We start from the raw sequence: 12,145 nt of genomic DNA, 5'->3' as shown, positions 1-12,145 counted from the left end.
TTTCTGTCGCGACATAACGACGTCAAGCAGGCATATCGGCGACACAAGGTGCAAGATCGCGGCGGGGCGAGGTGCGCGGGCGGGGTGTGGGTGCGGCGGGGGGGAGGGGACGGGGGCGCGGAGGAGGGGTCAGAGCCAGCCGGAGCGGCGGAACAGGCGGTGCAGGGTGAGGGCGGCCAGGGCCATCAGGCCGAGGGCGCCCCAGTAGCCGTACCGCCAACCCAGCTCGGGCATGTGGGTGAAGTTCATGCCGTACACACCGGCGATGGCGGTCTGGGTGGCGGCGATGGCCGCCCACGCGGCGATCTTGCGCATGTCGTTGTTCTGGTCGACGGCGAGCTGCGCCAGCCGCGACTGGAGGATGGAGGTGAGCAGATCGTCGTAGGCGGCGACCCGGTCCACGGCGCGAGCCAGCCGGGCGTCGACGTCGCCGAACCGGCGGCGCAGGCCGGGCGGTGGGCCGTCCTCCCGGCCGTCGAGCACCGTGCGCAGCGGCGCCTGCAACGGCAGCACCGCCCGCTTGAACTCCACGACCTCCCGTTTGAGCTGGTACAGGAGTTGGATGTCGGCCGAGCGGTCCCGCGCGAACACCGACTCCTCGGCCCGTTCCAGGTCCCGCTCGACGTGGCCGGCGACCTCCAGGTAGAGGTCGACCATGCGGGAGCAGACCGCGTACGCGACCGCCCACGGCCCCTCGGCCAGCACCGACGGGTGGCCCTGGATCTCGTCCCGGACCGCCGCGAGGGCCCCGGCGGCACCGTGCCGGACGGTGATGACGAACCGGTCGCCGAGCAGCACCAGCACGTCACCGGTGTCGACGACCTCGGAGGTGTCGGTCAGTTCGGCGTGCTCGACGTACCCGGCCGTGCGCAGCACCAGCAGGGTCACGTTGCCGTCGCGCCGCATCGTCGGGCGGTGCCCGTCGGTGAGAGCGTGCTCCACGGTGAGTTCGTCGAGGCCGAAGGTCCGGCCGACCGCGGCCATCACGGCAGCGCCGGGATCGTGCAGGCCGAGCCAGACGAAGGCGTTGCGACCCCGCCGGCTCCGGGCGTAGGCGTCGGCGTAGTGCGGTCGGCCCGGCTCGCGCCGACCGTCCACGTAGACCGCGCAGTCGACCACCGCGTCGGGATTGGGCCGTCGAGGCTCCCGGGCCGCCTGCTCCGGAACCGTCATGCCCAGCAACCGGGTCACCATCGCCGGCAGCCGCAACCGTTCCCGCACCCGCTGATCCACCCGTGCACCTCCACCGCGCCGACCATCCCGCGTCCGACACCGTACGCAGGTGGCGCGCGTGGCGCGTCAGGGGACCCGCGTGGCGAACACCACGACGTTGTCGACGTAGTTGCCGCTGAACCGGTCGAACCGACCGCCGCAGGTGATGAGGCGCAGGCCCGCCACGGCGCCGGTGCCGTAGACCTCGTCGGTCGGGAAACGGTCCTTCGGGTAGGAGCCGACGGCGTCGACGGCGAACCGGGCGACGCGGCCGTCGACCCGGGTGACGCGCACCGTGTCGCCGGGGCGCAGACGGCCCAGGTCGAAGAAGACAGCCGGTCCGGCGGCCGAGTCGACGTGCCCGACGAGGACCGCGTTGCCGGTCTCACCGGGGGTGACGCCGTGCCGGTACCACCCGGCGACGGTGGGGCGGTCCAGCGGCGGCACCTCCAGCGCGCCCTGCGCGTCGGCGCCCACCGCGACCAGCGGCGCGTCCACGCCGATCGCGGGGATGGACACGCCCACCGGATCGGCGCGGGGCAGTGGCGGCACCGCCGGGACGGGCCGCGGGGCGGCCGGTATCCCGTCGGCGGGTGGTTGGGGCGGAGAGGGTGGACCGGCCGCCAGCCCGGTGGTGACCAACCCGAGTCCGGTGGCGCCGAGCACCGAGACGAGCACCCATCCGATCCTGCTGCGGAGCACCGGCCCACCTCTCGTACGCGGTCGCCCGGGTGCCCGCCCCGGTCTGCACCGGTGCGGGCACCCGTCTCAGGGATGGAGACGTGCGGTTCGTGGCGTCAGGCGGTGGCCGCCGTGGCGGCGTGCCGTCGGCGGCGGGCCAGGATGAGGGCGCCCGCGGTGGCGGAGCCGAGCAGTGCGGCCCCGGCGGCGACCGACCCGGTCGGGTCGGTGGTGGTGCCACTGCCGGCCTGGGCCCCGCCGATCGGCGTGACGGTGAACGTAGCGCTGCCCGCCGGGCTGCCGTCGCCGCACGTGGCGGTCACTGTGTACGTGCCGAGGGTGAATCCGGCGGTGAAGAGTTCGGCGCTCAGCCCACCGCCCGCCGCGGCGGTGGTCGAGCGGACGTTCTGGTCCCGGTTCGGTCCGGTCACGCGGAAGATCGCGTCGCCGGACTGCGGGTCGCACGTGGTGGCGGTCAGCACGACCGTGCCGCCGACCGGTGTGGTGGCCGGTGACACCGTGGTGTCGGCCAGCGCGGCACCGGGGAGCAGCAGCGTGCCGAGGCCCACGCCGAGCACCGCTGTAGCGAGAACTGTCTGTGCCTTCATACGCGTCTTCCCTCACATTTCGTCCGCTGACTGCGTGGGACGTCGTTCGGGTGGCCAACTCCGTGACTAGCACCGGTGTGACCAACCCTAGGAGGGTTGGCCCCTCGATCCGGTGAAAATGAGAATTCTTCTTTGCCGTCACGTGTCCACCCACCGGCACCGGATGCGCCGCAGGTGCCGGCCGCGTGGGACGCGAGGTCCGCGCGCAACGCGCCGTCTGGCGGCCTTCGTCGGTCACGGGAGGGGCGACAGCGTGCGGGTGGGACCGCTGGGTCGCCGCCGCGAGGCTGAGGGCCGGGTCAGTCGTCGGCCGCGTACGCCTGCGTCAGGCGGGAGAAGTCGTCGTCGCCGTGCCCGGCCCGGACGACCCGCAGCGCCCTCGCGTGTGCGGCGCGCAGCAGGGCGGCGTCGAGCCCGAGTGTCTCGGTCGTCTCGATGACGTGGGACATGCCGGCGACGGCGGACCGCACCGTGGACACGTCGGCGACATGGTCGTCGGCGGTGATCCGGCGGGCGACGTCGTCGACGAGGTCGGGCACGAGGCCGACGACCCCCCGCGCGTACGGGGCCAGGTCCGCGGGAGCGACCCCCATGGCTTGGGCGAGGGCGAAGGCATGGGCTACCCCGCTCATCGCCGTCCAGAAGACGTCGAGCAGGGCCACGTCGTGGGCGGCGGCCCGTCCCGGATCCGGACCGAGCCAGGTGGCGGTGCCGCCGAGGGTGGCGAGGGTGCGGCGCTGAGCCTGCCAGACGGGCTCCGGTCCGCTGTAGAGCACCAGCGCGTCCCGACCGCCGATGGTGGGCGCGGGCGTCATGATCGCCCCGTCGAGGTAGTCGATCCCGTGGTCCGTGGTCCACCGCGCCATCGCGCGAGCCCGCTGCGGGGTGTCGGCCGTCAGGTTGACGAGGGCGCGGCCGCGCAGGGCTTCGACGGCCGGTTCCACCGTCTGTCGGGCCGCGGCGTAGTCGATGACACAGACGATCGCCAGCGGGCTGGCCCGTACCGTCTCGGCCACGGTGGCCCCGCGGCGTGCGCCCTCGGCCACGAGCGGGTCGGCCCGGGCCGGTGTGCGGTTCCAGACGGTGACGGGATGGCCCGCGGCCAGGAGGGCACGCGCGAGCGCCCGGCCCATCGGCCCGAGGCCGAGGACCGACACGGGTGTACGGCGGTCGTCGGACATGAAACTGCTCCTTCAGGACGCTGGTCGAGAGCGGTTCGGACGGCCGTTGCGCCACCGCCGGAACAGCTTCATCCTGAGCCGGTACGTTTCGAACGGGCAAGTACCGACATTTTCCTCAGGTACTGACCTTTTGGTGAGTGCAAAGGCGGTCGAGATGAAGAAGCGGACCTACTCCTGCGGGCTCGACGCCGCCGTCGACGTGGTGGGTGGCAAGTGGAAGGCCCTCATCCTGTGGGAGCTGCACGACGGCCCACGGCGGTTCGCCGAGCTGCGGCGGGCGATCGACGGGGTCAGCGAGAAGATGCTCATCCAGCAGCTACGCGAGATGGAAACGTACGGTCTGGTCCACCGGGAGGTCTACCGGCAGGTACCGCCCAAGGTGGAGTACTCGCTCACCGCCTTCGGTCAGTCGCTCAACGAGGCGCTGATCCCGCTCGGGGAGTGGGGCGAGCGGCACATGTCGACCATCGAGGCGATACCGCGCGACTGACCGGGTCCCACCGAGCCCTCCACAGTGGTTAGGGTCGTGCGGTGACCGAGATCCACACCGAGCGGCTGGTGCTGCGGCACTGGCGGGAGCCCGACCTCGCCCCCTGGGCCGACCTGAACGCCGACCCCGAGGTGCTGAGGTTCCTCGGCCCGCCGCTCGCCCCGGAGCGGTCCACCACCGCCGCGCGTCGCTGGCAGGAGGTCCTCGACCGGCGCGGCTACGGCTTCTGGGCGGTCGAGGTCCGCGACACCGGCGAGTTCGTCGGCGTCACCGGCCTCGATCGGATGGACGAGGGAATGCCGTTCAGCGGCGTCGAGGTCGGCTGGCGACTCGCCCGCTCCGCGTGGGGCCACGGGTATGCCGCCGAGGCGGCTCGCGCCGCCCTGGCGTACGGGTTCGACTCCGTCGGCCTTCCGGAGATCCTCGCCGTCGTCGCCGTGCCGAATCTGCGCTCGCGCGCATTGGCGCACCGGCTCGGCATGACCACCGACCCGGCGGAGGACTTCGACCACCCGAGGGTCGCCGACGAGCGGCTGCGCCGGCACGTGATCTACCGCCTCCGCGCCGACGACCGGCCGGCGACCTGACGCGCGGCGGTGTCAGGCGGTGCGTACCGCCTGGAGGGTGTACGTCTGAGGCAGCCGCCACGGTCGCTCCCGCAACCTGTGCTCCCCGTGCTCGTCCGCGATGGTCCGGCCGGGCAGGGCGTCCCACGGCGCGCTGTCGTGCTCGACCAGCATGGTCAGCGTGAAGCCCACGTCGAGCAGGGCGGTGACCACCTCGCCCAGCCCGTGGTTCCACTCGTACGTGCGGTTGTGGGTGAAGGTCGCGTCGGTCTCGACGTAGGTGCCCGGCTCGTCCCACTCGGTCGGCTCGGGTCGCTCGAAGTAGGGGTGCTCGACCGCGAGCACACCGTCTGCGTTGGCGTCGTCCAACGCCCACAGCATCGGGTGCCCCTCGCGCAGGAACAGCCGGCCGCCCGGCCGCAGCAGGGCGGCCACCACCTGTGCCCAGCGACGGATGTCCGGCAGCCAGCACAGCGCCCCGACACCCGTGTAGACCAGGTCGAACTCCGCTCGGCCCAGCGCGGCCGGCGCGTCGTACACGTCGGACTGTACGAAGTCGACGGCCGAGTCCGTACGTTCGGCCAGGCGACGGGCCTGGGCCAGGGAGGCGGGGGAGAAGTCCAGACCGGTCATCCGCGCACCGAGGCGGTGCAGGGAGATCGTGTCCGTGCCGATGTGGCACTGCAGGTGCACCCCGCGCAGGCCGGCGACGTCCCCGAGCCGGGGCAGGTCGAACCGGACCACCTCGCTGAGGTACGCCGGGTCGGCGACGAACCGCTCCACCGCGTACCCGGGCGACGCCGCGTGGGCGGCGGCCCGGTCGTCCCAGTTCGCCCGGTTGACATCCAGGTGCTTCTCCACGGCGCGACGCTCGCACACCGGCCGGCTTCTGCCAAGCGATAAATGGGCAGCCGCCGGCCGGCCCCGCTGGTAGGTTGACCTGCCGTGACGGGGGAGACACGGAGAACGGGGGAACGGCTCGGCGGACGGTTCGGCCGGCTCTGGGCGGCGAGCACCCTCTCGGCGCTCGGCAGCGGCATGGCCACCGTCGCCGCGCCACTGTTCGTGGCCACCCGCACCGACGACCCGCTGGTCGTGTCGGCCGCCGCCGCGGTGGCCTGGCTGCCGTGGCTGCTGTTCGCCCTCCCGGGTGGTGTCCTCGTCGACCGGGTCGACCGCCGACGCCTGATGATCGTCATCGACGTCGTCCGGGTGGTCGCGTTGACCGTCCTCGCCGTGGAGATCATGACCGGGCGAGCCGGCATCGTCCTGCTCTACGCGGTGCTGTTCCTCGCCAACGCCGGTGAGGTGGTCTTCCGCGCGGCGAGCCAGGCCGTGCTCCCCGCCGTGGTGCCCCGCGAGCTGCTGGAACGGGCGAACGGCTGGCTCGGCGGCGGGCACACCCTGACGCACGGCATGCTCGCCGGGCCGCTCGGCGGGTTCCTGTTCGTGCTCGCGGGAAGCGCCCCGTTCGCGGTCAACGCCGGGACGTACGCCCTCAGCGCGGTCCTCGTCGCCCTCGTCGCCGGCACCTACCGCGCGACCCCGCCCGACGCGGCCGGGCCGCGCCCCCGTCGGTCGGTGCGGGCCGACATCGCCGAGGGGTTCCGCTGGCTGGCCGGGCAGCGACTGCTGCGCACCATGACCGTCCTGATCGGGCTGCTCAACGTCACCCTGACCGCCGCCATGGCGATACTGGTGCTGCTCGCCCAGGAGCGGCTCGGGCTCGGCTCCGTCGGGTACGGCCTGCTGTTCACCTGCATGGCCGTCGGCGGCCTGCTCGGCTCCCTGCTCGGCGACCGCATGATCGCCGCCGTCACCGCCACCTGGACCATCCGGATCGGCCTGCTGACCGAGGGCGTCCTGCACCTGGCGCTGGCCGCGTCCACCAGCGCGGTCGTCATCGGGGCGGCGCTGTTCATCTTCGGCGTGCACGCCGCCCTGTGGGTGATCGTGTTCAACTCGCTGCGCCAGCGGCTCACCCCGCCGGCCCTGCTCGGCAGGGTGGGCAGCACCACCCTGTTCCTCGCCGCCGGCGGGAACTGCGTCGGAGCGCTGCTCGGCGGGGTCGTCGCGAACGCCTACGGGCTCACCGCGCCGTACTGGGTGGGGTTCGTCGTGGCGGTCGTTGTCGCCGCCGCCACCTGGCCCGTGTTCGACCGGGCCACCGTCGCCCGCGCCTACGCCGACCCGGCGCCGGAGCGCGCCGAGGAGCCGGCCGTCACCTGAGCCGGCCGGTGTGACAGCGTGGTGGCGTGAACAGCTCCGCTCCGGTCGACGTGGACCTCGCCCTGGTCGGTGGCGGCGGCGCCGCGTCCCTGGTCCTGGCGGCCCTCGACCGGCACGGCGTCCCGGGGCTGCGGATCGCCGTGGTCGACCCGGTCCACCGGCGCGGCCAGGACCGCACGTGGGCGTTCTGGGACCACCCGGGCAACGACCTCGACCCGGTGCTGGCGGCGAGCTGGCAGCGGGTCGAGGTGGCGACGCCCGAGCGGCGCCGCGTCCTCGACCTCACCCCGCTGCGGTACGCGATGCTGCGCTCCGGCCCGGTCTACGACCGGGCTGCCGAGGCCGAACGCCGCCTCGGCGTGATCCGCGTCGGCGCCCCGGCCGACGTGCTCGACGACGACGGCGACCGGGTGACCGTGCGGACCTCCGACGGCGGGCCGGTGGTGCGGGCCTCCTGGGTGCTGGACTCCCGCCCCCGGCCACCCCGGCGGGCCGGCCGGACCAACTGGCTGCAGCACTTCCGGGGCTGGTGGCTGGAGGCGGACGGCCCGCTGTTCGACCCGAGCCGGGCGATCCTCATGGACTTCCGCACGCCGCAGCCGGCCCGGGGCGTGTCGTTCGGCTACGTGCTGCCGGTGAGCGACCGGTACGCCCTGGTCGAGTACACCGAGTTCACCCCGTCCCTGCTCACCGACGCCGGGTACGACGCGGCGCTCGCCGGCTATCGCGACCTGCTGGGGCTGGACCCGTCCCGGCTGCGGGTGCGGGAGGTGGAGAACGGCGTCATCCCGATGACCGACGCGCCCTTCGACCCTCGGCCCTCGCCCCGGGTGATTCGCCTCGGCACGGCGGGCGGTGCCACCCGGCCCTCCACCGGCTTCACCTTCTCCGCGATGCACCGCCAGGCCGATCAGGTGGCCCGCGCGCTGGCCGCCGGTCGGCCCCCGGTGCCCGCGCCCGCGTACCCCCGGCGGCACCGCTGGATGGACGCGGTCGCGCTGCGGGCGCTGGACCGCGGCGGCGTCGGCGGCCCGGCGTTCTTCGACCGGCTCTTCGACCGCAATCCCGCGTCCCGGGTGCTGCGCTTCCTCGACGGCACGACCACCCCGGCCGAGGAGGTGGCGCTGATGAGCACGACCCGGCTGGTGCCGATGCTCGCGGCCACCGTGGGCGACGCCACCGGACGGCTGCGGGACCGGGTCGACCCGACCCGGCGCGGGGCGACGTGGACCGTCCCACCGGCGGTGGTCGGCGACCGGACCCCGCCGACGGCCGACGGAGGTGCCGGCTCCGGGGTGCGCGCGGACATTCGGTAGGTTGCCGACATGGTGGACGCGGCGGCCGGACGGGTCGTGCAGATCTGGACCGACGGCGCGTGCAGCGGCAACCCCGGGCCCGGCGGATGGGGCGTGGTGCTGCGCTACGGCGGCCACGAGCGCGAGCTGTGCGGGGGAGAGGCGACGCCCACCACCAACAACCGGATGGAGCTGATGGCCGCCATCCGCGCGCTGGAGAGCCTGACCCGCCCGGTGACCGTGGAGCTGCACACCGACAGCACCTACGTGCGCAACGGCATCACCGGTTGGCTCACCTCGTGGAAGCGCAACGGCTGGCGGACGGCGGCGAAGCAGCCGGTCAAGAACGCCGACCTGTGGCAGCGGCTCGAGGCGGCGTGCGCCCGTCACGAGGTGACCTGGCTGTGGGTCAAGGGGCACAACGGCCACCCGGAGAACGAGCGCGCCGACGCGCTCGCGAACCGCGGGATGACCGAGGCCCGCGCCGCGGCGGCGCTGCCCGCCGGCCGCTGAGCCGGTCGCGCCCGCCGCCACGGCGGGTATCGATGGGGAAACGGCCGGACGGATGACAACCGCATTGCCGCCCTGCGCGGGGGCCGTCCGACGGCGTCGGAGGCCCACCTGCCCGGCTCGTCAGCGGTTGGGGTCGACCGTGCCGGACACCTCGTCCACGTCGTACCCGGCGCGGCTGACCTCACGGGCGGACCGCCGGTCCTCGGCGGGCTCGTCGGCGAAGTCGTCGCCGGTGTCGTCGGTGGTGTGCATCGACTCGCCCGGTGGTCGCAGCGACGCCTCCATGGCGGTCGCGCCGTCCGGTTCGTCGGTGTCGGCCAGGTCGAAACGCTTCTCATCGGTCATGACGCACTCCTGCCCCGCTCGGGTGATCGCAAACGAGGTCAGCGGGTCGCGTCCGGGTGCCCCGGCATGGTGGAACCACCACCGCTGCCGCCCGACGACCCGCCGGCGACCCCGGATCCGTCGTCCTCGGTGACCACGTCGGGTCGACCGGGGGCGCCCTCCGGCGCGGGTACCTCGGTGTCCGCCTCGACCTGGACCAGTCGGGCCTGGCCGGCCTCGTCCTCGGCGTGCTCCGGATCGACCGGTAGCTCACCGTCGCGTGCTCGGTATCCCACGCCCGTGCCTCCCGTCGGCGACAGTGCCCCTTGCTCCGCGCCGCCTACCCGACGTCCCGCTGACGAAACGTGACCAGTGCGCCGCCGGCCGCCCACCCGGTCAGGTCGATCGAGATCCACACGACATCAGTGAAGTCGCGGTGTGCCGCGGCTCGGAAACACCGGCATCATGGAAGGTGAGTGGATCACGGGCCCGGTCGGCGCCGCGGGCCACCGCCACGGCCGCCGCCGCCACGGCCGCCGCCACTGCCGCCGCCACTGCCACGGGCGGCGGAGGTGCGCCGGGCCGGCGTCAGCGGCAGGGCCGTCCAGTGCGCCGGGCGGGTGAGCGTGCGCGGCAGCACGGTGTGCCGGTCGCCCCGGGCCGCGTCGAGCTGCGACTGGTGCAGGAACAGCGCGGCCGACAGGTTCGCCCCGCGCAGGTCCGCGCCCCGCAGGTCGGTGCCGGTGAGGTCGGCCCGGCCCAGGTCGACACCGCGCAGGTCCGCCCCGATCAGCAGCGCGCCCCGCAGGTTCGCCCCGCGCAGGTCCACCCGTCGCAGATCGGCACCGAGGAGCGCGGCGCCGCGTCGGTCCACCCCCGGTCGGCCGCCGCGTTCCCGCGCGAGGTCGCCGGCCCGCGCCAGCAGCGGGTTCACCCGCCCCCGGTAGGCGTCGACGTCGAGGGTGAGCAGCGCCTCCGGGCTGCCGCCGGCCAGCCGCTCGGTCTCGGCGAGCGCGGCGGTCAACGCGGCGCGCAGCTCGGGCGGCGGGCGCAGGGACAGCGCCTCGGTGAGGTACCAGAGCAGTTCGTGCAGGGGCCGGACCACGGCGAACGTGTCGAACATCTGGCGAGCGGTCTCCGGCGCGCCGCGCCAGTCCCGTCCGCCGAAGGTCACCTGGGCGACCCGCTGTCCGGCGCCGAAGCAGTCGAAGACGGTGCAGCCGGCAAAGCCCCGCTCACGCAGCTGTGGGTGGATGCCGCAGCGGGAGTCCGGTCGCAGGTTCGGGCAGGGCTGCCCGGCGGGCTTGTCGAGGGCGAAGTCCGCCGAGGCGGAGAAGGCCGGCGCGACGCAGCAGAGCCCGAAGCACCGGGAGCAGTCGGCTCGCAGCTCACCGGGCGAGGGCGCGGCGCTTTCCGACACGTTGACCGTTTCTCCTGACCTCCGGACCCGTCGTCGCGGGTCGTCGACCGTCCCATTCTCCGGCCCGTGTCCGGCGGGTGTGGTCGTCGGGGGCGGCATTCGTGCGGTTCACCACGGCGCGTGGCCGTACCGCGGTTGACGGTCCGGGCCTGCTCGTCGCGCGGCGCCCGGGTGAGCGGGCGCCGCGCGACGCGGATCAGAAGGCGAACAGCGTGCCGGTTTCGCGGAGCAGGTGGCAGCGGTTGCCGAAGGTTTCGACGTACGACACCGGGCGGTCCCGCCACCAGCCCAGGGCCCGGACGGTGACCGGGGCGTACTCCAGGGTGCACGGCCCCTGGTCGACCTCCAGCGCCGTGAGGTCCCCGTCGACGGCAGCCACGTTCCGGCACGCCGTGGCGGCGTCCGGGTGCCGGCCGCCGGCCGGCTCACAGCGCAGCGTGGCGATGCGGGTGGCGCCGTCGACGTGCGGTTCGACGGTGAGCACCAGAACGGTGGTGGCGGCGGTGGAGGCGGCGTGTGCGGCCGGGGGAGCGACCGCGCCGGTCAGCACGCCGGTGGCGAGGAGGGAAGCCGTCGAGAGCGCGGCGATCCGCTGGGCGAAGGGCATGGTGTGTCCTTCCGTCGGGGCCCCGGGTGGGGGCCGATCGTCGGCGCGGCCGTTCGTGCGGCCGGGCCGACGACCACCCTAGGTGGACACTGTGAACCCATTTCGTGACCGACTGTTACGTCGACTCGACCTGCCGCCACGAGTCGTCGGGCAGCGCCGCGGCCTGGGGGCCCATCAGCAGCATGCCGCCGTCGACCGGCCAGGAGGCGCCGGTGACGTAGGCCGCGGCGGGGGAGGCGAGCAGGGCGACCACCGCGGCGACCTCCCGCGCGTCGCCGGGACGACCGACCGGTACGCCCGGCCGTGCCTGCGTGAACGGGTCGACGTCCTCCTGCCCCGTCATCGGGGTGGAGATCTCCCCGGGGGCGACCGCGTTGACGGTGATCCCGTCGGCGGCCAGCTCCTGCGCCATCACCTTCGTCAGCAGTCCCAGGCCGCCCTTGGCGGCGCAGTACGCGGCCGAGCCCACCCGTGGGGCGTGCTCGTGCACGCTGGTGATGTTGACGATCCGCCCGCCCCGACCGGCCGTCCGCATCCGGCGGGCGATCCGCTGCGCGCAGAGGAACGGCCCGTCCAGGTCGACGGCGAGTACCTCCCGCCACTGCTCCCAGGAGGTGTCGACGAACGGCGCCGAGGCGCCGGTGCCGGCGTTGTTGACCAGCACCCCGACGCCGCCGAGGCGGTCGGCGAGCTCGTCGACCACGGCGGCGGCCTCCGGCAGCCGGGTCAGGTCCAGTTCGGCGACCTCGCACCGCCGGCCGGTCCTGCGGACCTCGGCGGCGGTCCGTTGCGCACCGTCCGGGTCGCCGTACCAGGTGATGCCGATGTCGAAGCCGGCTTCGGCGAGGGCCACGGCACAGGCCTTGCCGATGCCGGAGTCCGCGCCGGTGACGATCGCGATACGCAGGTAGTCCTCGAAATGCGCTGGCATGGCCAGCCACTACCCGTCATATGCGATTGCAACCATGTGACGACAGAAATCGACGCAGAGGATTGTGCTAGTTGATTGCCCTCTGACA

At 74.0% G+C, this 12,145-nt stretch carries 15 protein-coding genes; 5 read left to right on the top strand and 10 right to left on the bottom strand.

Going from position 1 to position 12,145, the window contains the following annotated elements:
* Nucleotides 1-129: 129 nt before the first annotated feature.
* The 4 genes from ACTMSW_RS12315 to ACTMSW_RS12300 all read right to left on the bottom strand — a co-directional run bounded on the left by ACTMSW_RS12315 (nt 130) and on the right by ACTMSW_RS12300 (nt 3,682).
* Nucleotides 130-1,233 (bottom strand): magnesium and cobalt transport protein CorA, encoded by a 1,104-nt coding sequence (locus ACTMSW_RS12315; protein WP_441180703.1) that lies wholly within the window; start codon nt 1,231-1,233, stop codon nt 130-132.
* Between the two features lie 66 nt (nt 1,234-1,299).
* Nucleotides 1,300-1,914 carry a class F sortase gene (locus ACTMSW_RS12310; RefSeq protein ID WP_441180702.1) on the bottom strand — a complete coding sequence of 205 codons (615 nt, stop codon included), beginning with the start codon at nt 1,912-1,914 and terminating at the stop codon, nt 1,300-1,302.
* Nucleotides 1,915-2,009: 95 nt separating this feature from the next.
* Nucleotides 2,010-2,501: a hypothetical protein gene (locus ACTMSW_RS12305; protein WP_441180701.1), complete on the bottom strand. Its 492-nt coding sequence runs from the start codon at nt 2,499-2,501 to the stop codon at nt 2,010-2,012.
* A gap of 299 nt (nt 2,502-2,800) precedes the next feature.
* Nucleotides 2,801-3,682, bottom strand: coding sequence for an NAD(P)-dependent oxidoreductase (locus ACTMSW_RS12300; protein ID WP_441180700.1), 882 nt, complete (start codon nt 3,680-3,682; stop codon nt 2,801-2,803).
* Nucleotides 3,683-3,815: 133 nt separating this feature from the next.
* Here ACTMSW_RS12300 and ACTMSW_RS12295 point away from each other — a divergent pair, with 133 nt between their 5' ends.
* The gene (locus ACTMSW_RS12295) at nt 3,816-4,172 is read left to right on the top strand and encodes a winged helix-turn-helix transcriptional regulator (protein ID WP_441180699.1); all 357 of its coding nucleotides are present in this window, start codon (nt 3,816-3,818) and stop codon (nt 4,170-4,172) included.
* A 41-nt stretch (nt 4,173-4,213) separates the two neighbouring features.
* A complete protein-coding gene (locus ACTMSW_RS12290; protein WP_441180698.1) occupies nt 4,214-4,759 on the top strand; it encodes a GNAT family N-acetyltransferase in 546 nt (181 codons plus the stop codon).
* A gap of 12 nt (nt 4,760-4,771) precedes the next feature.
* Here ACTMSW_RS12290 and ACTMSW_RS12285 read toward each other — a convergent pair whose 3' ends face one another.
* The gene (locus ACTMSW_RS12285) at nt 4,772-5,599 is read right to left on the bottom strand and encodes a class I SAM-dependent methyltransferase (RefSeq protein ID WP_441180697.1); all 828 of its coding nucleotides are present in this window, start codon (nt 5,597-5,599) and stop codon (nt 4,772-4,774) included.
* An 84-nt stretch (nt 5,600-5,683) separates the two neighbouring features.
* On the opposite strand from ACTMSW_RS12285, the gene ACTMSW_RS12280 reads away from it, so the two are divergent.
* The 3 genes from ACTMSW_RS12280 to rnhA are packed head-to-tail and all read left to right on the top strand — an operon-like array spanning nt 5,684 to nt 8,775.
* Nucleotides 5,684-6,967, top strand: coding sequence for an MFS transporter (locus ACTMSW_RS12280; protein WP_441180696.1), 1,284 nt, complete (start codon nt 5,684-5,686; stop codon nt 6,965-6,967).
* 26 nt (nt 6,968-6,993) lie between these two features.
* Complete coding sequence (locus ACTMSW_RS12275; protein WP_441180695.1) at nt 6,994-8,283, top strand: lycopene cyclase family protein; 1,290 nt, start codon at nt 6,994-6,996, stop codon at nt 8,281-8,283.
* Between the two features lie 9 nt (nt 8,284-8,292).
* A complete protein-coding gene (rnhA, locus tag ACTMSW_RS12270; RefSeq protein WP_441180694.1) occupies nt 8,293-8,775 on the top strand; it encodes a ribonuclease HI in 483 nt (160 codons plus the stop codon).
* 120 nt (nt 8,776-8,895) lie between these two features.
* On the opposite strand, the gene ACTMSW_RS12265 is transcribed toward rnhA, so the two are convergent.
* From ACTMSW_RS12265 to ACTMSW_RS12245, 5 genes are all read right to left on the bottom strand, one after another.
* The gene (locus ACTMSW_RS12265) at nt 8,896-9,120 is read right to left on the bottom strand and encodes a hypothetical protein (protein WP_441180693.1); all 225 of its coding nucleotides are present in this window, start codon (nt 9,118-9,120) and stop codon (nt 8,896-8,898) included.
* A 38-nt stretch (nt 9,121-9,158) separates the two neighbouring features.
* A complete protein-coding gene (locus ACTMSW_RS12260; RefSeq protein WP_441180692.1) occupies nt 9,159-9,395 on the bottom strand; it encodes a preprotein translocase YidC in 237 nt (78 codons plus the stop codon).
* Between the two features lie 185 nt (nt 9,396-9,580).
* Nucleotides 9,581-10,519: a pentapeptide repeat-containing protein gene (locus ACTMSW_RS12255; protein ID WP_441180691.1), complete on the bottom strand. Its 939-nt coding sequence runs from the start codon at nt 10,517-10,519 to the stop codon at nt 9,581-9,583.
* 196 nt (nt 10,520-10,715) lie between these two features.
* Nucleotides 10,716-11,126, bottom strand: a complete 411-nt coding sequence (locus ACTMSW_RS12250) for an SSI family serine proteinase inhibitor (RefSeq protein WP_441180690.1) — start codon at nt 11,124-11,126, stop codon at nt 10,716-10,718.
* 115 nt (nt 11,127-11,241) lie between these two features.
* On the bottom strand, nt 11,242-12,057 hold the full coding sequence (locus ACTMSW_RS12245; RefSeq protein ID WP_441180689.1) for an SDR family oxidoreductase: 816 nt from the start codon (nt 12,055-12,057) through the stop codon (nt 11,242-11,244).
* Nucleotides 12,058-12,145: the final 88 nt, after the last annotated feature.

Source organism: Micromonospora sp. BQ11, from assembly GCF_052068135.1.
Lineage (GTDB): Bacteria > Actinomycetota > Actinomycetes > Mycobacteriales > Micromonosporaceae > Micromonospora.
The sequence above is the reverse complement of the archived record's forward strand: the minus strand, read 5'-3'. Positions and strand labels throughout refer to the sequence as shown.

Coding starts and splice junctions, on each gene's coding strand:
- ACTMSW_RS12245 (WP_441180689.1), bottom strand. CDS start 12,057: ATGCCAGCGCATTTCGAGGACTACCTGCGTATCGCGATCGTCACCGGC.
- ACTMSW_RS12265 (WP_441180693.1), bottom strand. CDS start 9,120: ATGACCGATGAGAAGCGTTTCGACCTGGCCGACACCGACGAACCGGAC.
- ACTMSW_RS12300 (WP_441180700.1), bottom strand. CDS start 3,682: ATGTCCGACGACCGCCGTACACCCGTGTCGGTCCTCGGCCTCGGGCCG.
- ACTMSW_RS12305 (WP_441180701.1), bottom strand. CDS start 2,501: ATGAAGGCACAGACAGTTCTCGCTACAGCGGTGCTCGGCGTGGGCCTC.
- ACTMSW_RS12250 (WP_441180690.1), bottom strand. CDS start 11,126: ATGCCCTTCGCCCAGCGGATCGCCGCGCTCTCGACGGCTTCCCTCCTC.
- rnhA (WP_441180694.1), top strand. CDS start 8,293: ATGGTGGACGCGGCGGCCGGACGGGTCGTGCAGATCTGGACCGACGGC.